The following is a 23411-nucleotide window of genomic DNA, read 5'->3' as shown; positions in this document are numbered from 1 at the left end:
GCTACGGGTAAAAGGCCGGTTTGCCAGGGGCCAGGAAGCGCTCCCCGTTGTGCGCTTTCATAGCCAGCAGAGGTGCTTTCCGGTACTATGCGGCGGTTTTTTGAGTCAATAAGGTCAGGACTATGAGCACCACCCTATTTAAAGATTTTCAATTTGAAGCCGCTCACCGGCTGCCCCATGTTGCGGAAGGTCATAAGTGTGGCCGTTTGCACGGTCATTCATTTATGGTCCGTATCGAGGTTACCGGTGAAGTCGATGCTCACTCCGGCTGGGTGATGGATTTTGCTGATCTAAAAGCGGCATTTAAACCTATTTGGGAACGACTGGATCACTACTATCTGAATGATATTCCCGGTTTGGAAAACCCGACCAGTGAAGTACTGGCCAGTTGGATTTGGCAACAGCTTAAACCGCAGTTACCAGAACTGAGCGCAGTAATGGTGAAAGAGACCTGTTCTGCGGGCTGCGTTTATCGCGGATAATAAATCGCGACTAACAAATCGATACCCAAAGTCATTGATGTTGCAGCGCTTGCGCTGGCCCGCAGGGTGAGCCTCTTATAAGGCTCATAATCCCAATGAGCTTACATGAGTAAGTGATTTGGGTGACAAATCTGTCGGGAGCAGATTTGAACGCTGCTTGCAGCGGCCTCACAGAGGCGAGGCCCATGGATGGGCCGAGTAATGAGCGCCGCAACACCGCTGCGGCGGCAAGGACGAAGGGGATTAAGCGATATTTAAATACTTATGCGTCTGCATCGACAACCGCCAATTCTTGGCAATACAAGTTTCGATACAGAGCTTAGTAGCGTCGTCTTTCTGGCTGATGGGTTGTAACGCAATAATCCGCTTTTTGTCGTCATCCAGCGTGGCAAGCAGTGCCTCTAATGCCTCGATATCACGCATGCGGCCAACCGGATGTTTGATTTCATCGGCGCGTTGCAATGCCTGAGGCAATACTTTCAGGCCACCGCGCATATTTACTTTTGGCGAAACCGTCACCCAGGTCGTCGCTGAACACCGCACATCATGCGTGCCGCTGGTTTCAATCTGACAGCTATAACCGGCCTGCTCCAACAATGAGGTTAAGGGGAATAAGTCGTAAATAGCGGGTTCTCCGCCAGTGATAACAACATGGCGAGCGGTATATCCCTGCTGAGAGAAAATTTCCAGTAGCTGTTGTGCGCAGGCTTCCCCCCAGGCATCACTTTCGGCAGTTTTCACCATAATACGCTGCATATCAACTTCCCGATCGGCTTCCTTTTCCCAAGTGTGTTTGGTATCGCACCAGCTACAACCTACCGGGCAGCCCTGCAAACGCACAAAGATCGCCGGTACACCGGTGAAGTAACCCTCGCCTTGCAAGGTTTGGAACATCTCATTAATCGGGTACAGCATCAGTTTCTCTATATTCATTCAAGCCAATCGGCGATTATCGCAGATTCTCTGACTGTGACCAAACTGGCAACGCTTATGCTGCCAGTTTGTCTGTATCAGAGTATTACTCAATCACACCACAAGCCATGCGCGCACCGCCACCGCCTAACGGCATTGGATGATCGGCATAGTTGTCACCACCGGCATGAATCATCAAGGCATGCTGCTTCAGTTCAGAGAGTGATTTCAGCCGCGGAGCCAATACCTGATAAGTCGCACTGCCATCAGCATTCACTACCAGCCCCGGCAAATCCCCCAGATGCCCTTTGTCATTATAAGGGCCAAGGTGTACGGCCGTTTTTTGTGGGTCCAAATGGCCGCCAGCGGCAAGGGCTGGCACGGGTTTGCCGTCTTTCTGCCCTGGTGCACAACTTGGGAATTCATGCAGATGGAATCCATGAATCCCCGCCACCAGCCCGGTCAAATTGGGCGTGAACAGTAAACCATAAGGTGTTTCAGTCACTGTCACCGTGCCCAGAGCTTTACCATTACCTTCAGGGAGTGCTTCGTTCATGGTCACAGTAACGCCCGCAGCCAGCACACTGCTGGTAAAAAGCATCGCTGGCAACATTAAGTATTTCAGTTTCATCCGTTATCTTCCTTTATGCATTATTGTCGAATCATTCGGGTACACATTAATGATAACGGGTGATGAATTATCTGCACGGCAGCGGTGTAAGAGATGTGAAGCCGATGTGTGGGGCGGGTGAGATTCAGATTAATCCCGCAGAGGTAAGTAAGTGGTAATAACAGGCTAATTTGTAACAATGACAGCTCACGATCCGCATATTACCGAAGCTTGCCCCGCCATATCCCATAAAAAAACCCGCCTATTAAGGCGGGCTTTATCAACAAACTGTTTTACTGAAGGTAAAGCGCAGTAATTACTGGCCTTTCACTTCTTTCAGACCGTTGAATGGTGCGCGGTCGCCCAGCGCTTCCTCAATCCGAATAAGCTGGTTGTATTTAGCAACACGGTCAGAACGGCTCATTGAACCAGTTTTGATTTGGCCTGCTGCGGTACCTACTGCCAGGTCGGCAATGGTAGCATCTTCGGTTTCGCCTGAACGGTGAGAGATAACCGCGGTGTAACCTGCATCTTTCGCCATCTTGATAGCAGCCAGAGTTTCGGTCAGAGAACCGATCTGGTTGAATTTGATCAAGATAGAGTTAGCAACACCTTTCTCGATACCTTCTTTCAGGATCTTGGTGTTGGTTACAAACAGGTCGTCACCAACCAGCTGGATTTTGTCACCCAAAACTTCAGTCTGGTATTTGAAGCCAGCCCAGTCAGATTCGTCCAAGCCATCTTCGATGGAGACGATTGGGTACTGTTTGGTCAGGTCTTCCAGGAAGTGAGTGAACTCTTCAGAAGTGAACGCTTTGTTGCCTTCGCCAGCCAAAACATATTTGCCATCTTTGTAGAACTCAGATGCCGCACAGTCCATAGCCAGAGTAACGTCTTTGCCCAACACGTAGCCTGCTTGTTTTACCGCTTCAGCGATAACAGCCAGTGCTTCGGCGTTAGAACCCAGATTTGGTGCATAACCGCCTTCGTCGCCTACCGCAGTGCTCATGCCTTTAGACTTCAGAACTTTAGCCAAAGTATGGAACACTTCTGAACCGATGCGAACCGCTTCTTTCAGAGTTTTCGCGCCTACTGGCTGAATCATAAACTCTTGAATATCAACGTTGTTATCAGCATGTTCGCCGCCGTTGATGATGTTCATCATAGGCAGTGGCATAGAGAATTTGCCTGGGGTGCCGTTCAGTTCAGCAATGTGCTCGTACAAAGGCATGCCTTTAGACGCTGCTGCTGCTTTCGCTGCTGCCAGAGAAACAGCCAGGATGGCGTTAGCACCAAACTGGGATTTGTTCTCAGTACCATCCAGATCGATCATGATTTTATCGATGTTAGCCTGGTCTTTAGCATCTTTACCCATAACTGCCTGAGCAATTGGGCCATTTACTGCTGCAACGGCTTTCAGAACGCCTTTGCCCAGGAAACGGGATTTGTCACCGTCACGCAGTTCCAGTGCTTCACGGGAACCGGTAGAAGCACCTGATGGTGCCGCAGCCAAACCAACAAAACCGCCTTCCAGATGAACTTCAGCTTCTACAGTTGGGTTACCACGGGAGTCGATGATTTCGCGACCGATGACTTTAACGATTTTGGACATTAGATTTTCCTCAGTACAAGTTAAACTAAAACTCCAGACAGAGGGGGCGACATCGCTGCCGCCCCTTCTACCAAATATTTTATTTCACCTGGCGCTTCTGATAATCACCAGCCGCTTTAACAAAGCCGGCGAACAACGGGTGACCATCACGTGGCGTCGAAGTAAATTCTGGATGGAACTGACAAGCTACAAACCACGGGTGGTTTGGTAACTCAATAATTTCCACCAGTTTGTTATCCGCAGAACGCCCTGCTACACGTAACCCGGCGGCTTCAATCTGCTTCAACAACATGTTGTTTACTTCATAGCGATGACGATGGCGCTCAACGATGGTAGGTTCGCCATACATCTGACGTACCAGGCTACCTTCGGTCAGGTGACATTGTTGCCCACCCACCCGCATGGTACCGCCCAAATCGCTCTCTTCCGTGCGTACTTCAACGTTGCCGTCTTCATCACGCCATTCGGTGATTAATGCAACCACCGGATACTTACAGTCTGGCACAAATTCGGTGGAGTTTGCGTTTTCCATCCCCGCTACGTTGCGGGCAAACTCCATCAGTGCAACTTGCATACCCAGGCAAATACCCAGATAAGGAATATTGTGTTCACGGGCATAACGCGCTGCCAGAACCTTGCCTTCCACACCACGGTAACCAAAGCCACCTGGGATCAGAATAGCATCCAGTCCTTTCAGCATCTCTTCGCCGCGTGTCTCAACATCTTGCGAATCAATCAGCTTGATGTTCACCGTCAGGCGATTTTTCAGCCCACCGTGTTTGAGCGCTTCAATCACAGATTTATAAGCATCCGGCAATTCTACGTATTTACCGATCATCCCGATGGTCACTTCGCCACCTGGATTCGACTCTTCGTATAATACCTGTTCCCATTCAGCAAGATTTGCTTCAGGACAAGTTAAGCTGAATCGTTTACAAATATAATCGTCAAGGCCCTGTGATTTCAATAGCCCTGGGATTTTATAAATGGAATCAACATCTTTTAGGGAGATAACCGCTTTTTCTGGCACATTACAGAACAAGGCAATTTTGGCCCGTTCATTAGCAGGAACTGCGCGATCAGAACGGCAAATTAGCACATCTGGCTGAATACCAATGGAAAGCAGCTCTTTTACCGAATGTTGCGTTGGCTTAGTTTTCACTTCACCGGCAGCCGCCAGGTAAGGAACCAACGTCAGATGCATATAAAGCGTGTGCTCGCGGCCAACATCAACTGCCATCTGGCGAATAGCTTCCAGGAATGGCAAGGATTCGATATCGCCCACGGTGCCACCAATTTCAACCAAAACCACATCGTGGCCTTCGCCGCCTTCGATGATGCGCTCTTTGATAGCATTGGTAATATGAGGGATAACCTGGATAGTCGCACCCAGATAGTCGCCACGGCGTTCTTTACGCAGAACTTCAGAATAGATACGGCCAGTGGTGAAGTTGTTACGACGGGTCATTTTGGTGCGAATGAAACGCTCGTAATGCCCTAAATCCAGATCGGTTTCAGCACCATCTTCGGTGACGAAAACTTCCCCGTGTTGAGTCGGGCTCATGGTGCCCGGATCCACGTTGATGTACGGGTCCAGTTTCATGATGGTAACGTTGAGGCCACGGGCTTCAAGTATAGCCGCCAGAGAGGCTGCGGCAATGCCTTTACCCAGAGAGGATACGACCCCGCCGGTCACAAAAATATAATTAGTTGTCATGCTGAACCTGAGAGTTTAGGTTTAAAGACGATGGAAGAACCAAGACGGGAAAGTAGTATACTCGAACCTTGGTTTCGCTACAAACTATCTCCGCGCCAGTGGCCATTTTCGCGACCAAAACCGCACGGAACATCGTCTTGCTATCCGTTATAATTCAATATATTAACGTAATTAAAATCCAACAACCATCCGCCGAATGAATTAAAACACCTTAAATTTCAGTTTCTTGCTTTTTAACTTGCTGCCAGGCGGCTTCCATTTCTTCCAGCGTCGCGCGCTCCATGCTCTTCCCTGATGCCGTAACTATTTGTTCTACCTGACGAAAACGACGTTCAAACTTGCGGTTAGCTGCCTGTAAGGCATTTTCAGCTTTATGGCCTAAATGACGAGATAAGTTAACCGTAGCAAACAGCAAATCGCCAATTTCTTCCCCCAGTTTTTCTTCATCCACCACCGCCTGGCGAGCTTCGAACATCACTTCATCGATCTCTTCATAGACTTTGTCCAAAACCGGACCAAGTGTGTCCCAATCAAAACCAACCGCTGCGCAGCGCTTTTGGATTTTATGGGCTTTCATCAATGCTGGTAGTGCATCGGGAATATCATCCAGTGCCGAATACAGGGCTTTCTCCGCTCTTTCCTCGGCTTTACGCGATTCCCAACCCGCCAGCGCCGCTTCACTGCCAATCGCTACGTCAGTGGCGTTTAGCGCAGCATTAGGGAATACATGAGGGTGACGACGCTCCAGTTTGTCGCTGATGGCATGACAAACATCATCAAACGCAAACAGCCCCTGTTCCTGCCCCATTTGGGCATAAAACACCACCTGAAACAGCAAATCGCCCAGCTCATCACGTAAATCGTCAAAATCCTTGCGCGCAATCGCGTCAAGCACCTCATAGGTTTCTTCTAATGTATAGGGAGCGATGGTGTCAAACGTCTGTTTACGATCCCACGAGCAGCCGTGTTCCGGGTCACGTAAGGTACGCATAATATCCAACAAACGTTGCAAAGCTAAGGCGTTGATATCAGGGGTAGTTACTGGCTGGATCATCTCAATTTATTCACTTTTTGCTGTTTAAAATTCGAGGCGTAGCGGGCGCAGGCAGATTGCGGCCAGCGCACAGCCCCCGGAGCGTACACGCAGTACGTGAGGAGGGCGAGCACTGCCCAATATCAAGATGCCAAAGCGCAGTAGCCGTTTAAAGTTCACTAATTGCCGTGGAGCCGACGGGCATCTATCACATCCGGCAACTGATTCAGCTTGGCTAACACCCTCCCCAGCACCTGCAAGTTGTAAATCTCGATATCCATATCGATGGTGGCGAGCATCTTTTTGGTATCGCTGCGGCTGGCAACCCCCAATACATTGACCTTTTCGTTCGCCAGTATGGTGGTGATATCACGTAACAAACCACTGCGATCATTGGCGGTCACCCGCACCACTAATGAATAGCCACTGGAGTAGCTTTCCCCCCAAACCGCATCAACAATCCGCTCTGGTGCATGAGACTGCAATTCAGCCAGTTGTTCACAATCAGCACGATGAATGGATATCCCCCGCCCCTGGGTAATAAAACCAATAATCTCATCACCGGGAATCGGTTGGCAGCAGCGGGCAATATGGTGCATCAGATTGCCAACACCTTCGACCACAATGCGCCCGCTGTCTTTGCTGGCGTTGCGTGGTGGTGGCTGATGCTTATTATTCAGATGGCGCAATGCCTCTAAATCAGCCTCTTCCGCTGTTGGCTTGTTCAGCTTGCCTTGCAGGAAGTTGACCATCTGATTCAGACGGATATCACCACCGCCAATGGCCGCCAACACTTCATCCATCGAATTCATGTTATAGCGCGGAACCAGCAGCTTCTCAGCCTCTTTTAGGCTGATATCCATATGTTCCAATTCGTCGTCCAGCATCTGCCGGCCAGCAAGAATATTCTTGTCTCTATCTTGTTTTCTAAACCAGTTATGGATCTTGGATCGCCCACGACTGGTAGTGACATAACCGAGGTTAGGATTCAGCCAGTCACGGCTTGGGTTGGGCTGCTTCTGGGTGATAATTTCAATCTGGTCACCCATCTGTAACTGATAGGTAAACGGCACAATTCGGCCACTGATTTTAGCACCTATGCAGCGGTGCCCCACATCACTGTGAATATGATAAGCAAAGTCGAGTGGGGTAGAACCGGCAGGTAAATCAATAACATCGCCTTTCGGGGTAAACACATAGACCCGGTCGTCAAATACCTGACTGCGCACTTCATCCAGCATCTCGCCAGAATCTGCCATCTCTTCCTGCCAGGCAATCAGCTTACGTAACCAGGCAATGCGCCCTTCATAGCCAGAACGCCCCGCCGCCACAGCACCTTCTTTGTACTTCCAGTGGGCAGCAACCCCCAGTTCAGCATCTTCATGCATCTGGCGGGTACGAATTTGAATCTCCAGCGTTTTCCCACGCGGCCCGAGGACTACAGTATGAATTGACTGATAGCCATTGGGTTTAGGGTTAGCGACGTAATCATCAAACTCATCAGGCAAATGACGGAAATGAGTATGCACAATCCCCAATGCGGCATAACAGTCCTGCAAACGCTCGACGACCACTCGCACAGCGCGCACATCGAATAACTCATCGAAGGCCAACGACTTTTTCTGCATCTTGCGCCAAATACTGTAGATATGCTTTGGTCGGCCATAAATATCAGCTTTGATACCTTCATCCGCCATTGCTTTGTGCAATGAAGCGACAAAATCATCAATGAATTGTTCACGATCAATACGACGTTCATGAAGCAATTTAGCAATTTGTTTATATTCATCGGGATGCAGATAGCGGAAGCAGAAGTCTTCCAACTCCCACTTAATCTGGCCAATACCCAAGCGGTTAGCCAGCGGGGCATAAATATTGGAACACTCTTTGGCCGCCAGCACGCGTTCGTCTTCCGGTGCATCTTTCACTTCACGCAAATGAGCAATACGCTCAGCCAGTTTGATGACCACGCAGCGAAAATCTTCCACCATCGCCAGCAGCATACGGCGCACGTTATCCACTTGCTCAGAGCTCATGGAATCGTTGTGAGTGGCTTTTAATTGGCGGATAGCGTCCATGTCACGCACGCCATGCACCAGATAGGTGATACCCTTGCCAAATTGCTCAGTCAGGGTGGTTTCATCCACCACATTGGCATCCACCAGCGGGAACAGTAGCGCCGCGCGCATACTGTCGTTATCCATGCTCAGAGTGGAAAGAATCTCAACCATTTCGAGACCGCGCCACAACAATAACGAGGCATCAGGATGGTTTTGCGTCTGTTGCTCACAGTAACGCCAGGTTTCGGCCAATCGCTCACCTGACTGCGGATTAGGAAGCCCCAAGCTGGCGATCCAGTCGTCGAGAGCAAACTCACCCGCCGGATTCAAATGTGCACTTCGTACCGCAACCATAACTTCTCCCTACTTTGCGACCCCTGGCTCCTGCATGAACAGCGCCATAGATTCAAGATGCCCGGTGTGGGGAAACATATCCAACATTCGCACCTGAGCAAGACGGTAACCGGCGGCTAACAACACCTGACTATCCCGTGCCAGCGTGGTGGGATTACACGAAACATACACCACCCGCTTTGGCGCCAGTTTGACTATATGTGACATCACCCCGGCAGCACCTGCGCGAGCGGGGTCTAATAATACTTTATCGAATCCTTGTATCGCCCACGGCTGACGACTGATATCGGATTCCAGATTTTCATGAAAAAATGACACGTTGGCTAATGCATTGTTCTGCGCATTATACTGCCCATTAGCCACCAGCTCCGCAACTCCTTCCACCCCGACGACTTCACGCGCACGCTTTGCTAGCGGCAATGTAAAATTACCCATGCCGCAGAAGAGATCCAGTACCCGCTCGTCAGGTTGTACATCAAGCCATGCCAGAGCCTGAGCCACCATTTGTTGGTTGACCGTATCATTGACCTGAATAAAATCCCGTGGATGAAATGCTAAGCGTAGACCGTCTATCTGGTAATAGGGGTCCTCACCAAAGAGTTTTTCCAGATTCTCGCTGTCGGCAGCCAGATAAACGGCAACCCCCTCCCGCAGGGCAAAATCTGTAAGCGCTGCACGATCTACCTCATTAAGGGTATCAAGGTGACGTAAAACCAGCAACGGCCCATTATCAGCCAGTACCAGTTCCACATGCCCTAACCGGCGCACAGCCTGTAAGGCAGATAAACATTGATAGAGCGGATGTAGCAGACGCTCCAATTCAGGCCGCAGGACGGGACAATGTTTTATGCTAACCAAGTCGTGAGATTCAGTTTGATGGAAGCCCATTTGTAATCGCTGCTGTTTTGGCTGATAGAGCAACCCCAACCTCGCCCGCCGCCGATAACCATACTCTGGCCCACAGATAACCGAGTCTAATGCAGGGCAGCCCCCCGTGGCCTGCACCAGCAGTCGCCTGAGCGAATCTACTTTGCTATCTTGTTGCAACTGGCTACAAGCGTGCTGCTGCTGACAGCCTCCACAAATTCCAAAGTGAGGGCAAGGAGGAGCCACTCTTTCGCTACATTGGTTCAACAAACGTTTAAGTTTACCGCGACCATACTGGCGTTTTTGCTCGATCAGCTCAATTTCAGCTTGCTCTCCCGGTAGAACCCCGGGGATAAAAATAGCTTTGCCTTTATCGCGTGCAACCCCCTGACCAAAGGGATCAAGAGAATTTACTGTCACAGTTATCGTTTGTCGGGTCGTCACACGTCGGTTTGGAGAGTAGAATTGCGCCATATTGATTGATCAAGCACTGGTTTTGTAAGCTGCCGATTCTCCCACATTGGAATACCATGACCAAATACAGTCTTCGCGCGCGCATGATGATTTTAATCCTGGCCCCCACGCTGCTTCTTGGGCTGTTACTCAGTACTTCCTTTATGGTAAATCGTTATAATGAGCTTCAAAAACAAATAGTTAATGCAGGCACTAATATTATCGAACCGTTGGCGGTTGCCAGTGAATATGGCATGACCTTTCGCAACCGCGATACTGTCCGTCAGTTGATTAACCTGCTTCATCGCCGTCACTCGAATATTGTTCGGTCAATATCCGTTTTCGACGCAGATAACAATCTTTTTGTCACATCTAACTATAATTACAATTCCTCACAATTAAGGTTACCTAAAGGTGATGCTATCCCTGAGTCGCTGATGCTCTCTTATCGCGGCGACTCGCTGATTATGCGAATGCCTATTGTCTCGGAATCCAACTTATCCAGTGACAGAGTCTCGGATTCGGATATAACCCATCAGCCACTAGGCTATATCGCCATAGATTTGGATTTACAATCGGTGCGTTTGCAGCAATACAAAGAGATCTTTATTTCAACCCTGCTGTTGCTGTTTTGCATGTGTGTGGCGATTTTGTTTGCTTATCGTTTGATGCGCGATGTTACCGGCCCAATCCGTAACATGGTGAATGCTGTTGACCGTATTCGTCGAGGGCAATTGGATAGCCGGGTCGAAGGACATATGCTCGGCGAGCTGAATATTCTGAAAAATGGTATCAATTCGATGGCGATGTCGTTGGCGGCCTATCACGAAGAGATGCAGCAAAATATCGATCAAGCAACATCTGATTTACGCGAAACACTGGAACAGATGGAGATACAAAATGTCGAGCTGGGGCTGGCAAAAAAACGGGCACAGGAAGCGGCACGCATTAAGTCGGAGTTTCTGGCTAACATGTCTCACGAGCTACGAACTCCGCTAAATGGTGTCATTGGTTTTACGCGCCAAACGTTGAAAACGTCGCTAACCCCCACACAAACTGACTATTTGCAGACTATCCAACGTTCAGCCAACAACCTGTTATGTATCATTAATGATGTTCTCGACTTCTCCAAACTGGAGGCCGAAAAACTCATTCTTGAACACATTCCCTTCCCACTACGTGGTGCACTGGATGAAGTCATTATCTTACTGGCACACACCGCACATGAGAAAGGGCTGGAGCTGACACTGCATGTTAATAATGATGTCCCCGAGCAGGTAGTCGGGGATGCGATGCGTTTGCAGCAAATTGTCACGAACTTGCTCGGTAATGCGATTAAATTCACCGAACAGGGCAATATCGATATTCTGGTTGCTGTGCAGGCGAAGACGGCACAACAAGTCACTCTGGTGGTAGAGATTCACGATACGGGCATTGGTATTTCTGAATCCCAACAGGCTCAGCTATTCCAGGCTTTTCGTCAGGCGGATGCCAGTATCTCGCGTCGACACGGAGGGACCGGTCTTGGATTGGTCATTACCGAAAGATTGGTCAAAGAGATGGGGGGCGATATTAGCTTTCACAGCCAAGTGGATCGCGGCTCAACCTTTAGGTTCCATCTCACACTGGATCTTAACGAAACCCTCTCTTATCGCCATCCTGATATGTCGTACTTAGAGGGGAAAACACTCGCCTATGTTGAGCGCAATACTTGTGCAGCAAGGGCCGCGCTAGATATTCTGAGTGTCACGCCCTTGCAGGTCACTCATAGTCCGTCGTTAGCGCAATTACCGCGCCAACATTATGATTTCCTGCTGGTTGGGGTACCCATTCCGTTCCGTAATAATATGGCGGTTCATCAAGATAAACTGGTAGCGGCGCTGAAAATTTCCGAGCGCGTAATTCTGGCCCTACCAAGCCAGTCACAGGTGGAGGCAGAGCAACTTAAACAGCTCGGTGCCAAAGCATGTCTGGTCAAACCTTTGTCATCGAATAGATTGATTCCATTACTGTTATCTGAAGAACCTCACAGTGAATTACCCGTAGTGGAGCAAGCGGACAAGCTGGCTAAATTACCGTTTAAGGTAATGGCAGTTGACGACAATCCAGCTAACCTAAAACTCATTGGCACCCTGCTTGAAGAACAGGTCGAAGAGACCGTGTTGTGTGACAGTGGCGCGAAAGCCATTGCCTATGCCCGAGAAAACACGCTGGATATCATCTTAATGGATATTCAAATGCCTGAAATTGATGGTATCCGTGCCAGCGAAGTCATTCATCAGATGTCCCATCATCTGGATACACCCATTATTGCAGTCACCGCCCACGCCGTAAGAGGCCAGCAAGAACAGTTGTTAAAACTGGGGATGGCTGACTATCTGGCAAAACCGATTGATGAAGCTCGATTAATTCAGGCACTTTCCCGCTTTCAGCATGATAGTTCAGCCCCCCTTCTGGCGCAGGCTACTCACCTGCCGGTACTGCAATCTGAATGTGATGGGGCGATAGATTGGCCACTGGCAGTCAGGCAAGCAGCCAATAAAGAGGCTCTCGCCAGAGACCTGTTAACTATGTTATTAGAATTTATGCCGCAAGTGATAGGTCGCGTGCAGGCTATATTGGCAGGCAGTCATGACAACGATATTCTGAACCTAATTCATAAGTTCCATGGCAGTTGTGCATGTAGCGGTGTGCCGCGACTGAAGCAATTGTGCATGACAATTGAGCAGCAATTGCGCCAGCAAACAGATTTACAAGACTTGCAACCTGAATGGCTTGAATTATTAGATGAGATAGAGAATGTTCGCTATGCTGCCAAAAGCTATTTAGGTACTGCTTAGCACACCTCCGCTTCAGCATAAAAAAAGGGCACAGTCATAATGAACTGCGCCCTTTTGGCGTTATTAATGCCGATTACTGCATTAATAAATAGAGTGAAGTGTCACCACGCTGAATATTCAGCGCCAGCACTGATGGTTTGGTATCGAGAATCTTCCGCAGCTCACCCAGATTTTGAACTGACTGCTGGTTAATCCCCATGATGATATCGCCTTTTTTCAGGCCAATACGTGCAGCGGCAGTGCCGGCTTTCACGCTATCAACTTTCACACCTTTTTTACCATTAACATCAGAGTTGCTCAGCTCCGCACCTTCAATTCCAGTATAGAGATTACCGGAATCAACCTGAGTTTGGCTGCTCTGCTCTAAGGTCACTTCCACATTGACAGGTTTACCGTCACGTAGCAGACCTAAGGTCATTTTACTGCCCACTGGCAGAGTACCAATCTCAGCACGGAAACCTGCGAAGCTATTGATTGCTTTACCATTCATGCTGACAATCACGTCACCAGCTTTGATCCCGGCTTTGGCCGCCGCAGATTTTGGCAAGACCTGACTGATAAAGGCACCTTTCTGTGCATCGACATTCATGGCTTTGGCCAGCTCAGAGTTCAGCTCGGTGCCCATAATGCCCAATTCACCACGTTTCACCTGACCAAATTCAACCATTTGAGATGTCAGGTTTTTCACCATGTTACTTGGGATAGCGAAACCAATACCGATGTTACCGCCATCTGGTGCCAGGATCGCAGTGTTGATACCAATCAGCTCACCGTTCAGGTTGATCAATGCGCCACCGGAGTTACCACGGTTAATCGCGGCATCAGTCTGGATAAAGTTTTCGTAGTTTTCCACGTTCAGACCACTGCGCCCCAAAGCAGACACGATACCGGATGTTACGGTTTCACCCAGACCATATGGGTTACCGATAGCAACGGTATAATCACCCACACGCAATTGATCAGAATCTGCGATTTTAATTGCAGTCAGATTTTTAAAATCTTTTAACTGCAATAACGCGATATCAGTTCGCGGATCTTTACCGATCACTTTTGCTTCATAGCTACGGCCATCGCTCAGTTTAACGCTGATTTTAGTCGCATTATCTACCACGTGGTTATTGGTAACGACATAACCTTTGGCAGCGTCAATAATGACACCTGAACCGAGCGCCCGGAAATCCTGCTTGCTAGGTGATCCCCCTTTGCCACCCTGCCCGCCCTGACACATCGGGGAGCCTTGGAACGGTGAACCGTCTTGACAGAACGGCGAGTCATCACCAAAGAACTGCTGGAACTGTGGTGGCACACCACCAGCACCGGAGTTGCTAACCTGGGTGCTACCCTCCACGTTGATGCTCACAACAGAAGGCATCACTTTCTCTAGCATTGGCGCCAGGCTAGGGAGCTGCTGGCTGCTAGAAGAGGCCGTCTCTGCCGAAATAGCAGAAGAAACCGGCCCCATGGCTAAACCGATGCTCAATGCCAATGCACTTAACACTAAAGTTGTTTTTTTCATGTATTCTGGTTCTCGCTGTACAATTAATAAGGGGTCAATAAATGGTATATATACCCAAAGAAATTGAAGTTGCAGCTAACAACCTGGCAGCTTCAGAGACAAAGGGTATAACTGACTTATATCCAAAATAATTGACGTAGCAGTCAGTGAGCAATCGCGCGAATCCTAATGAGCGAACTAAAGCTCAACGGTAGGGATGGGTCGAGTAACGAAAGCCACTCACTACGCGGCAACGCCAAGAGAAGGATATAGCCGTCTTGCATAGTAAGATTAAATATGGGGGATGAAGTTCATAGAACCAATAATCGGAATAGTAAAAAATATTGTCCGTCTTTACAAAACTACAGTTAATTAAACGGACAACTTACTTTGCTTGGATACTATTCCGCAGCCATCAATCGCCGATATTCATCATAAGCATAAAGATCCGTCATCCCACTGATATAATCCTGAATTAAGCGAGCACGATAATAATATTCATAGATCTCATGTTGTTCTGACGATAAATTACGTAACCGCTCTGTCGATTCTGCATAAGCCAAGCGATGCTTAGTAGACAATTTATGGAATAACCGCGTCTCAATAGGATACTGGCGGTGGCTGTCTTCTGCCACTAACTGTGTAAAGGCCGTTTGCGGCATAGATAATAGTGGGCTATAAATATCAAGTAGCCCACTAATAACTCTATATCCTTGTAATTCAAGCTGTTCTACTTCAGGATGATTAAACACATGTTTTACTGCCACCTTTTTAAAAATTTGCAGTAATTTACACGCGGGGCTGGAGTCTTCTAATAATGCCTGATTAAACGAGCCAGAAAATACCGTGGGTAAATTTTCAATAAACCGTTGTGCTGCATGGGGAACTAACTTCCCGACAGTATTTACCCGTAAATACATAAAGAATTGATCTTCCGAACTGCGCCGGCCTTGCCCGCGACCTAATTGCCGAAATGCGCCACCAACAACTTTATCAAACAAGTCACCATGGGTAACTTCGCCCCACTCTTGCATCATATGATCGTAAAGTTGCTCGACACTGAAAATACTTTTTTCTACTGCATCTTCTAAGTCAGCAATACAATAAGAAATATCATCAGCAGCTTCCATAATATATGTCAGAGGGAAACGATTGAACTCTCCCATATTGAGTTCACGACGTAAATCTTTAACATAGTCTTCTTCAGCCAGATAAAACCCTGGTTTCTTCATCAAATAGTGATGAGAAGCAGGAATATCGCCTGACCAATACGCCGGTTTGGTATATTTAAGAATGCATCCCACCTGAGCATAAGTCAGATTCAGTTTTAATAAACTGTAAACCAACCGAATGGCTTGTGCGTTACCTTCAAACTGGCTTAGGTCATGGCGGATTTTACTGCGTAGGATATTAAGTTCTGTTTCCCCTTCCCGCAGCCTTAATGCATTAACCTGGCAATGATCCTTACCACGAGGTTCCGCACCACCGCCGTTAGGGTCCATCTGTTTTGTAAACCAGTTATTGATAGCTGATTCACCAAAATGACCAAAGGGAGGATTACCGATGTCATGCATCAGGCAAGCCATTTCCACTATGCTTTCAAAGGGATCAAGCAGCTTATCCAGCCCATAAGCTGTGATTTTTTTATCCTGCTTAAACCGATTAAGGATCTCTTTGGCAATGTAACGCCCCACTTGTTGCACTTCCAACGAATGGGTTAAACGGCTACGAACAGCGGCATTACGTTCCAGTGGGAAGACCTGCGTTTTTTGCTGCAAACGCCGAATGGCCGCAGAATTCACAATCCGACCCCGATCACTTTCAAATACTCGGGTAATCTCATATTCATCTTCCGCCGAACTGGATTTACCAAACGGCCGCTGAAAACTGATTTTCTGCTTAAAGTCGATCCCGGACATGTTATCCCCCTGATCATTTAATATAAACAGTGATACCGACTCCCGCCAACAGATGCAATTGATTACGCATGAACTGCGGCACATTACGCATTATCTTTGCTGAGCTACCCGGATATCTCACTTAACTGATAAACTGTGCGTTGATAATTACAACTTAATCCACTCTTTAAAATCAGCGGGTATCCATATGAAAGTAGGCATTATTGGTGCAATGGAGCAAGAAGTTACGTTGCTGCGTGATAAAATTGAAAATCGCCAAACCTTGGCGCGAGCAGGTTGCGAAATTTACACTGGTAAACTCAATGGCGTTGATGTCGCATTACTAAAATCCGGCATTGGTAAAGTCTCTGCGGCCATGGGAACAACATTGCTGTTAGAGCATTGCCAGCCAGACGTGGTAATCAATACCGGCTCTGCGGGTGGCTTAGCCTCCAGTTTGAAAGTGGGTGATATCGTTGTTTCTAACGAAGTTCGCTATCACGATGCTGATGTGACCGCATTCGGCTATGAAGCAGGCCAAATGGCCGGTTGCCCTCCCGCTTTCATTGCTGATGCTGAGTTGATTGCACTGGCAGAAAGCTGCATTAATCAATTGAACTTACATGCAGTACGCGGCCTGATTTGCAGCGGCGATGCCTTTATTAATGGTTCAGCCCCCCTGGCCCGTATCCGCGCGGCCTTCCCGTCGGTGGCAGCAGTCGAGATGGAAGCCGCCGCTATCGGCCATGTTTGCCATCTGTTCAAGACACCTTTCGTTGTGGTTCGTGCGATTTCTGATGTGGCTGATCAGGAGTCTCACCTGAGCTTTGAAGAGTTCTTAGTGGTCGCCGCTCAGCAGTCGACGCTTATGATCGAAGCCATGTTAACCACACTGGCTAATCGCAATTAATGGTCCGTTCCCGTATTTTCTCCCTATCACGAGCAGCAATAACGTTGTTGCTCGGCCTGTTTTCGTTTGCCCTGTTTGCACCATACGCAGTGGCAGTAGAGCGGATTATCAGCTTATCCCCCAGCACCACCGAACTGGCTTATGCCGCGGGATTAGGCGATAAACTGGTTGCAGTAAGTGCTTACTCTGATTACCCGGAAGCGGCTAAAAAGCTTGAGCAAGTTGCATCCTGGCAAGGCGTGAATGTCGAACGTATTTTGGCATTAAAGCCAGACTTGATCCTCGCGTGGCGTGGCGGTAATCCACAACGCCCGCTTGATCAACTCGCCGCCTTTGGTATTCCAATTTTCTATTCTGATCCGGTAAATATTGATCAAATTGCTGGTGATCTGGATAAATTGGCGCAATACAGCCAGCATCCTGAACAGGCCCACCAAGCCGCAGCTCAACTCCGTCAGAAGGTTACTGAATTACGTCGCCACAATGCCCGTAACACGCCCTTGCGTACCTTTTTACAGTTTGGTACTCAGCCGCTGTTTACCAGCTCTGGGCATACGTTACAAAGTGAGGTTATTTCCCTGTGTGGTGGAGAAAATATTTTTGCTGGCAGTCGTGTTCCTTGGCCTCAAGTCAGTCGGGAACAAGTCATGACACGCCAACCACAGGTGATCGTAGTCAGCGGTGACCAGCCACAGGCTGATAATGTCAGAGACTTCTGGCAACCTCAGCTTGCAATTCCTGTTATAACGCTGAATGAGGACTGGTTTAATCGTTCGGGTCCGCGTATCCTGCTGGCCGCTGAACAGTTGTGCCAACAAATGGCCAGCGTTCAATCCCCCGTGGCGGAGTCACATTAATGCTGGTTTATTGGCTGGATATTTTAGGTACTGCGGTATTTGCTATCTCTGGTGTATTGCTAGCGGGGAAGTTGCGTATGGACCCGTTTGGTGTGCTGGTTTTAGGGGTGGTGACGGCTGTCGGTGGCGGAACAATCCGCGATATGGCCTTGGCCAATGGCCCGGTTTTTTGGGTGAAAGATCCTACTGACTTGGTGGTTGCAATGGTGACCTGTCTGGCAACCATTTTGTTGGTGCGTCAACCTCGTCGAACACCGAAATGGATCCTGCCGGTGCTTGATGCTATTGGTCTGGCAGTGTTCGTCGGTATCGGCGTCAATAAAGCCTTTGCTGCTGGTGCCAGCCCGCTAGTGGCTATCTGTATGGGTGTTATAACCGGAGTCGGCGGTGGGATTATCCGCGATGTATTAGCCCGCGAGATCCCAATGATCCTGCGCACTGAAATTTATGCTACCGCCTGCATTATTGGTGGTATCGTTCATGCTACCGCGTTCTATACTTTTGGTATGCCCTTACAACAAGCAATGATGCTGGGCATGGTGATTACGCTCGGTATCCGGCTTGCAGCTATCCGCTGGCGTTTAAAACTACCCACATTTGAAATAGAGCACTAATAGAGTGATTGGTCTAATTTGTATGATCTAAATCTTCAAGTTTTTAAATAATTAGCCGATATATCTATCCAAAATAATTGGCCCTGATAGCTAACAACGCTGCGGCGTCAATAAGCAGGATATCCCCATTTAGCTGGCTGAATGGGACACCGACAGATAAAAATGCAGTCATAAATCATGAAATATTTTTTGTTTACGTTTTGGCTGGCATTTATTGCCAGTCCGTCGCTGGCTCAGGGGCTAAGCGGCACAATAGAATTAAGCTTAACTATCGTGCCATCTTGTCAGGTGCAATCACCGAATCAAAATGAACACATAGCGAATGATGCAAAAGTAAATTATCCACAAATACACTGCCAACGAGGAGGTGGCTTGGTTAGCGAACCTAAAATCAGCCATTCTTTTATTGCGACAGATGGCTCATTACTCAGCCAAACCAGTAACAGCCAGATGACACAGTTGATCACTGTAGAATGGTAATATTCAGATGAAAAAAACCGCAACTGTTAAAGTTGCGGTTTTTTATCGGAAATTTAGTGGACTAATTATAGCCAAAGTCATTGGTGTTACAGCAGGGCAGCAAACGAACGACAAATCAGTCAGAAGCGATTTGAACAGCATTGATGCTAGCCCGTAGAGTGTACCTTCAAAATGAGGCTCACTAATCCCGATGAGCTGGCCCAATTCAGTGGTTCGGGTAAGTGAATACAGCTAACGTCGCTGTAGCATCAAGGACACAGGATAAATTAAATGCTGAAAGAAGAACCGCAACCACAAGTACTTTTCGCATTCGGGTTCGTCACAATAAAGCGTGAACCTTCCAACCCTTCGGTATAATCCACCGCACCGCCGACCAGATATTGCAGGCTCATCGGATCAACAACCAATTCCACGCCTTGCTTTTCGATGGTCATATCCCCATCGTTGATTTGATCATCGAAAGTAAAACCATACTGGAACCCGCTGCATCCGCCACCGGTAATATAGACCCGCAGCTTCAGATTCGGATTTTCCTCATCAGAAATCAGCAGTTTAACTTTCTTAGCTGCTGCCTCAGTAAACTGTAGGGGCAGTACTGTTTCATCGCTCATACTCATCACTCCCAACCGGTGTTCGAGTTGCAGGTTACTACAATGGCAGCCTGATCTAATCATCAATTATCTAATACCTGAGTAATTCATTCAAGTATTGCTGGCTAATGTTATATATTATCTACCTGTTTGAGTATCATTTTCAACCACCGGTTGTTGTTGTTCACTCGCAGATGCAGCCTGCTCTTGTCTTTGTAATGTGCGGGCTAAAATAGCTGAATACAAGGGCTTACCCCCCATAAATTGTGCTATTAATGTGGCGCCCAAGCAGGTCACTATCATCGGTAAAATAAGCTGATAATTATCGGTCATCTCCAACACCAAAACTATCCCAGTCAGTGGTGCACGTACCGATGCAGCAAACAGCGCCCCCATCCCGGCAATAGCAAAAGTCCCGGCCTCAATGCCGTATTCGGGGAAAAAATACGCACAGGACAAGCCGAAAGCGGTGCCCAAAATAGTTCCTAAAGCCAACATTGGGGCAAATATCCCGCCAGGTGCACCAGAACCAAAGCACAATAGTGTCGTAATAACTCGAGCAATAAAAATGAATAGCAACATGCCGATACTGAAGTTACCGGCTACCGCAATAGGAATTAATGCAAAACCGCCCCCCACAGCCTCGCCATGAAACAATGCCAATAAACCACACATTCCTCCCAGCAGGCCGCCAAGCAAAACTAACTTGCGCCAATCACCACCATGGAAACGCATGAACATATCCTGCGTGCGGAATATTAACGCATTGAACATTACACCGATGGCACCGAAAATAATCCCTAGCACAAGGTAAAGCCATAATGTGTCCAGTGGCACTTCGCTCATTTTACCGACATTAATAACCGCATGTTCACCGTTAAAATAGCGGTAGACGATAGTAGATGTTATCACCCCGACAAATACGGCTTTGATTGATACCAGACTGTAGCGGAACTGAGAGCGCATCTCTTCAATAACGAACAAAATCCCCGCCAGCGGGGCATTGAAGGCCGCAGACAACCCGGCAGCTGCACCGGTTGCCAGCAATGAATGACGTGCTTCAGGGCTGTGCAGACGAAAGATATCGACAATCATCCGCCCGCTATTACCCCCCATCTGTACCATCGGCCCTTCCCGGCCTAACACCATGCCCGCCCCTAATGTTCCAAGGCCGCCAATAAATTTAACCGGAATAACCCGCCACCAGCGCACTGGCCGCATCTCCTCCATTGCCCCTTCGATTTCAGGAATACCTGAACCACCAGCCTCAGGAGCAAAACGACGCACCAAAAAATAACCTACCATCGCCAGCAGCGCCGACATAACGAAAGCCAACGGCCATACCAAAATTGCGTAATCCGCGACTTTGGCCAGCGTTGCCAACCTTTGTTGTTGGATCCAATCGACGCCGCGATCAAAAGCCACAGCCAGCAAACCGGTAACAACCCCGACCACACCAGCCATGATAAGAATAACCAACGGCGTTTTATCACGATTAACCAATGCTCGAATAAAACGACCCCGTTTGAGTTCAGTAACGCCTTCAGCAGGCATTGGTTGCGTTGAATCAGTCATGATTAGTCTATTTATCAATTGAGTAATAAGTAATACAAATGAACAGTAGTCTGAGTTTAGACTACATCATCATGATGTGCCTGCTTAAACGTCGATGAAACGCTCTGGCTTAGAACGTAAGTTTAGCGATGAAAGTTTCGAATATGCGGCACGTCGCGCAAGCTAGCAGTTAATTATGCCCAATCATTTGATAACCGCGGCCAGTTCTTTAGAATAGGCACCATTGTCTATTGTTATAGCTGATGTTAACAATATTGATGTTATATAACTCACTGTTATTTAATATAATATCATCTCAGCCAATGTCACCAAGCCCAATTCAGGAGCCAGTTTATGAGTAAGTCCGAAAGTCTGTATGCCCAGGCACAGCAGGTGATCCCAGGCGGGGTTAACTCTCCGGTGCGTGCATTCACCGGTGTCGGTGGCGTTCCATTGTTTATCGAACGTGCTGACGGCGCTTATCTATTTGATGTCGATGGTAAAGCCTACATCGATTATGTCGGCTCCTGGGGTCCGATGGTGCTTGGTCACAATCATCCCGCTATTCGTCAGGCCGTAATTGAAGCTGTCGAGCGCGGCCTAAGCTTTGGCGCACCGACAGCGATGGAAGTCAAAATGGCTGAGTTGGTGACAGAATTAGTGCCAACCATGGATATGGTACGGATGGTTAACTCCGGTACCGAAGCCACCATGAGCGCCATTCGTCTAGCCCGAGGTTTCACTGCGCGCGATAAAATCATCAAGTTTGAAGGCTGCTATCACGGCCACGCCGACTGCCTATTAGTAAAAGCGGGCTCTGGCGCATTGACCCTCGGTCAGCCAAACTCTCCGGGGGTACCGGCTGACTTCGCTAAGCACACGCTGACCTGTATTTATAACGATCTAGCCTCTGTACGCGAAGCCTTTGAGCAATACCCACAAGAAATCGCCTGTATCATTGTTGAGCCTGTCGCTGGCAATATGAACTGCATATTACCGCAGCCAGAATTCCTGCCGGGGCTGCGTGATCTATGTGATGAATTTGGTGCATTGCTGATTATTGATGAGGTCATGACGGGTTTCCGGGTGGCATTAGCCGGGGCGCAGGATTACTACCATGTCATTCCTGACTTAACCTGTCTGGGGAAAATTATCGGTGGTGGTATGCCGGTGGGTGCTTTCGGTGGTCGCCGTGATGTCATGGAGGCACTGGCACCGACTGGACCAGTTTATCAGGCGGGTACTCTCTCCGGGAACCCTATCGCTATGGCGGCGGGTTATGCCTGTTTGACTGAAGTGGCACAGGTAGGTATTCATGAAACCCTGACCGAGTTAACCGATTTACTGGCAACTGGCCTGCTCAATGCGGCACAAGCAGAGAACATCCCGCTGGTGGTTAACCACGTGGGTGGCATGTTTGGTATCTTCTTTAGCAATTCACCAACTGTCACCTGCTATCAGGATGTCATGAATTGTGATGTCGAACGCTTTAAACGTTTCTTCCATTTGATGCTGGCAGAAGGCGTCTATCTGGCCCCTTCTGCGTTTGAAGCCGGTTTTATGTCCGTCGCACATAGCAAAGACGATATCCAGAGAACCGTCGATGCTGCCCGCCGGTGTTTTGCCAAACTTTAATATCTATAGATACTATAACCACCGCCAAAACACTGGAGGTGGTTATAAATTAAAGCCCAGAGGTTTAATGCGCTTAATTAATTTAATGCCGATTAACGGTATAAAGCAATTCTGATATTTCCACATTCTGTGGAATATCACCACCACTACTACCATTCCAACTTGGCCCCATAGGAAGTGTAGGCATTTTAACTTCAACTGGGTGATAATCTATTATATTACGGGTTACTGGTTGAACAGTATCAATGTGCGTCGTCAGAGAAAAAGTTAATACATCGAGAATGAGTAACACACCAAAGCCTGTCACTATCAGTCCATATATTAACAAGATATTAATCAATACCTTGTCATTAACTCCATGCAGAAAAAACTTACTTTTTTCATGAATTAATTCAGTCATCTTATTTCTCTCCAATTTAATTACCACTAAATAATGAG

Annotated in this window: 19 protein-coding genes; 7 read left to right on the top strand and 12 right to left on the bottom strand. The window is 48.1% G+C overall.

What is annotated here, in order from left to right:
* The first annotated feature begins 122 nt into the window (after nucleotides 1–122).
* Nucleotides 123–482: a 6-carboxytetrahydropterin synthase QueD gene (queD, locus tag V2A85_RS03240; protein ID WP_372558054.1), complete on the top strand. Its 360-nt coding sequence runs from the start codon at nucleotides 123–125 to the stop codon at nucleotides 480–482.
* Nucleotides 483–725: 243 nt separating this feature from the next.
* Here queD and queE read toward each other — a convergent pair whose 3' ends face one another.
* The 7 genes from queE to rlmD all read right to left on the bottom strand — a co-directional run bounded on the left by queE (nucleotide 726) and on the right by rlmD (nucleotide 10121).
* The gene (queE, locus tag V2A85_RS03235) at nucleotides 726–1397 is read right to left on the bottom strand and encodes a 7-carboxy-7-deazaguanine synthase QueE (RefSeq protein ID WP_372558053.1); all 672 of its coding nucleotides are present in this window, start codon (nucleotides 1395–1397) and stop codon (nucleotides 726–728) included.
* Nucleotides 1398–1500: 103 nt separating this feature from the next.
* On the bottom strand, nucleotides 1501–2025 hold the full coding sequence (gene sodC / locus V2A85_RS03230; protein WP_372558052.1) for a superoxide dismutase [Cu-Zn] SodC: 525 nt from the start codon (nucleotides 2023–2025) through the stop codon (nucleotides 1501–1503).
* A 295-nt stretch (nucleotides 2026–2320) separates the two neighbouring features.
* Nucleotides 2321–3616, bottom strand: coding sequence for a phosphopyruvate hydratase (gene eno / locus V2A85_RS03225; protein WP_050086475.1), 1296 nt, complete (start codon nucleotides 3614–3616; stop codon nucleotides 2321–2323).
* A gap of 79 nt (nucleotides 3617–3695) precedes the next feature.
* Complete coding sequence (gene pyrG / locus V2A85_RS03220; RefSeq protein WP_004701112.1) at nucleotides 3696–5333, bottom strand: glutamine hydrolyzing CTP synthase; 1638 nt, start codon at nucleotides 5331–5333, stop codon at nucleotides 3696–3698.
* A gap of 211 nt (nucleotides 5334–5544) precedes the next feature.
* Nucleotides 5545–6387 carry a nucleoside triphosphate pyrophosphohydrolase gene (gene mazG / locus V2A85_RS03215; RefSeq protein ID WP_420070877.1) on the bottom strand — a complete coding sequence of 281 codons (843 nt, stop codon included), beginning with the start codon at nucleotides 6385–6387 and terminating at the stop codon, nucleotides 5545–5547.
* Nucleotides 6388–6545: 158 nt separating this feature from the next.
* Complete coding sequence (relA, locus tag V2A85_RS03210; protein ID WP_372558050.1) at nucleotides 6546–8780, bottom strand: GTP diphosphokinase; 2235 nt, start codon at nucleotides 8778–8780, stop codon at nucleotides 6546–6548.
* A 9-nt stretch (nucleotides 8781–8789) separates the two neighbouring features.
* Nucleotides 8790–10121, bottom strand: coding sequence for a 23S rRNA (uracil(1939)-C(5))-methyltransferase RlmD (rlmD, locus tag V2A85_RS03205; RefSeq protein ID WP_420070876.1), 1332 nt, complete (start codon nucleotides 10119–10121; stop codon nucleotides 8790–8792).
* Between the two features lie 56 nt (nucleotides 10122–10177).
* Here rlmD and barA point away from each other — a divergent pair, with 56 nt between their 5' ends.
* Entirely contained in the window at nucleotides 10178–12940 is a 2763-nt protein-coding gene (gene barA, locus V2A85_RS03200; protein ID WP_420070875.1) for a two-component sensor histidine kinase BarA, read from the top strand.
* A gap of 73 nt (nucleotides 12941–13013) precedes the next feature.
* Here the strand turns inward: barA and degP are convergent, their stop codons facing one another.
* Together degP and dgt are read right to left on the bottom strand one after the other, a co-directional pair.
* On the bottom strand, nucleotides 13014–14456 hold the full coding sequence (gene degP / locus V2A85_RS03195) for a serine endoprotease DegP (protein ID WP_083160432.1): 1443 nt from the start codon (nucleotides 14454–14456) through the stop codon (nucleotides 13014–13016).
* Nucleotides 14457–14836: 380 nt separating this feature from the next.
* Entirely contained in the window at nucleotides 14837–16354 is a 1518-nt protein-coding gene (gene dgt / locus V2A85_RS03190; RefSeq protein ID WP_083160434.1) for a dGTPase, read from the bottom strand.
* 187 nt (nucleotides 16355–16541) lie between these two features.
* On the opposite strand from dgt, the gene mtnN reads away from it, so the two are divergent.
* The 4 genes from mtnN to V2A85_RS03170 all read left to right on the top strand — a co-directional run bounded on the left by mtnN (nucleotide 16542) and on the right by V2A85_RS03170 (nucleotide 19194).
* Nucleotides 16542–17243: a 5'-methylthioadenosine/S-adenosylhomocysteine nucleosidase gene (gene mtnN / locus V2A85_RS03185; RefSeq protein ID WP_372558047.1), complete on the top strand. Its 702-nt coding sequence runs from the start codon at nucleotides 16542–16544 to the stop codon at nucleotides 17241–17243.
* Nucleotides 17243–18100: a vitamin B12 ABC transporter substrate-binding protein BtuF gene (gene btuF / locus V2A85_RS03180; protein WP_420070874.1), complete on the top strand. Its 858-nt coding sequence runs from the start codon at nucleotides 17243–17245 to the stop codon at nucleotides 18098–18100. The genes mtnN and btuF overlap by 1 nt, the downstream gene beginning before the upstream one ends.
* A complete protein-coding gene (locus V2A85_RS03175; RefSeq protein ID WP_019211026.1) occupies nucleotides 18100–18714 on the top strand; it encodes a TRIC cation channel family protein in 615 nt (204 codons plus the stop codon). Before btuF ends, V2A85_RS03175 begins: the two co-directional genes overlap by 1 nt.
* Before the next feature lie 177 nt (nucleotides 18715–18891).
* Nucleotides 18892–19194 (top strand): hypothetical protein, encoded by a 303-nt coding sequence (locus tag V2A85_RS03170; RefSeq protein ID WP_372568694.1) that lies wholly within the window; start codon nucleotides 18892–18894, stop codon nucleotides 19192–19194.
* Between the two features lie 266 nt (nucleotides 19195–19460).
* Here V2A85_RS03170 and erpA read toward each other — a convergent pair whose 3' ends face one another.
* Nucleotides 19461–19805, bottom strand: a complete 345-nt coding sequence (gene erpA / locus V2A85_RS03165; protein ID WP_004706254.1) for an iron-sulfur cluster insertion protein ErpA — start codon at nucleotides 19803–19805, stop codon at nucleotides 19461–19463.
* Between the two features lie 117 nt (nucleotides 19806–19922).
* Entirely contained in the window at nucleotides 19923–21359 is a 1437-nt protein-coding gene (clcA, locus tag V2A85_RS03160) for a H(+)/Cl(-) exchange transporter ClcA (RefSeq protein ID WP_420070873.1), read from the bottom strand.
* A gap of 333 nt (nucleotides 21360–21692) precedes the next feature.
* Here clcA and hemL point away from each other — a divergent pair, with 333 nt between their 5' ends.
* Complete coding sequence (gene hemL, locus V2A85_RS03155; protein WP_372558043.1) at nucleotides 21693–22973, top strand: glutamate-1-semialdehyde 2,1-aminomutase; 1281 nt, start codon at nucleotides 21693–21695, stop codon at nucleotides 22971–22973.
* A gap of 82 nt (nucleotides 22974–23055) precedes the next feature.
* On the opposite strand, the gene V2A85_RS03150 is transcribed toward hemL, so the two are convergent.
* Nucleotides 23056–23411: hypothetical protein (locus V2A85_RS03150; RefSeq protein ID WP_420070872.1), on the bottom strand; the 356-nt coding region annotated here is incomplete at its 5' end.

It is taken from the genome of Yersinia sp. 1252 StPb PI (genome assembly GCF_048593885.1).
GTDB classification, from domain to species: domain Bacteria; phylum Pseudomonadota; class Gammaproteobacteria; order Enterobacterales; family Enterobacteriaceae; genus Yersinia; species Yersinia enterocolitica_E.
The sequence above is the reverse complement of the archived record's forward strand: the minus strand, read 5'-3'. Positions and strand labels throughout refer to the sequence as shown.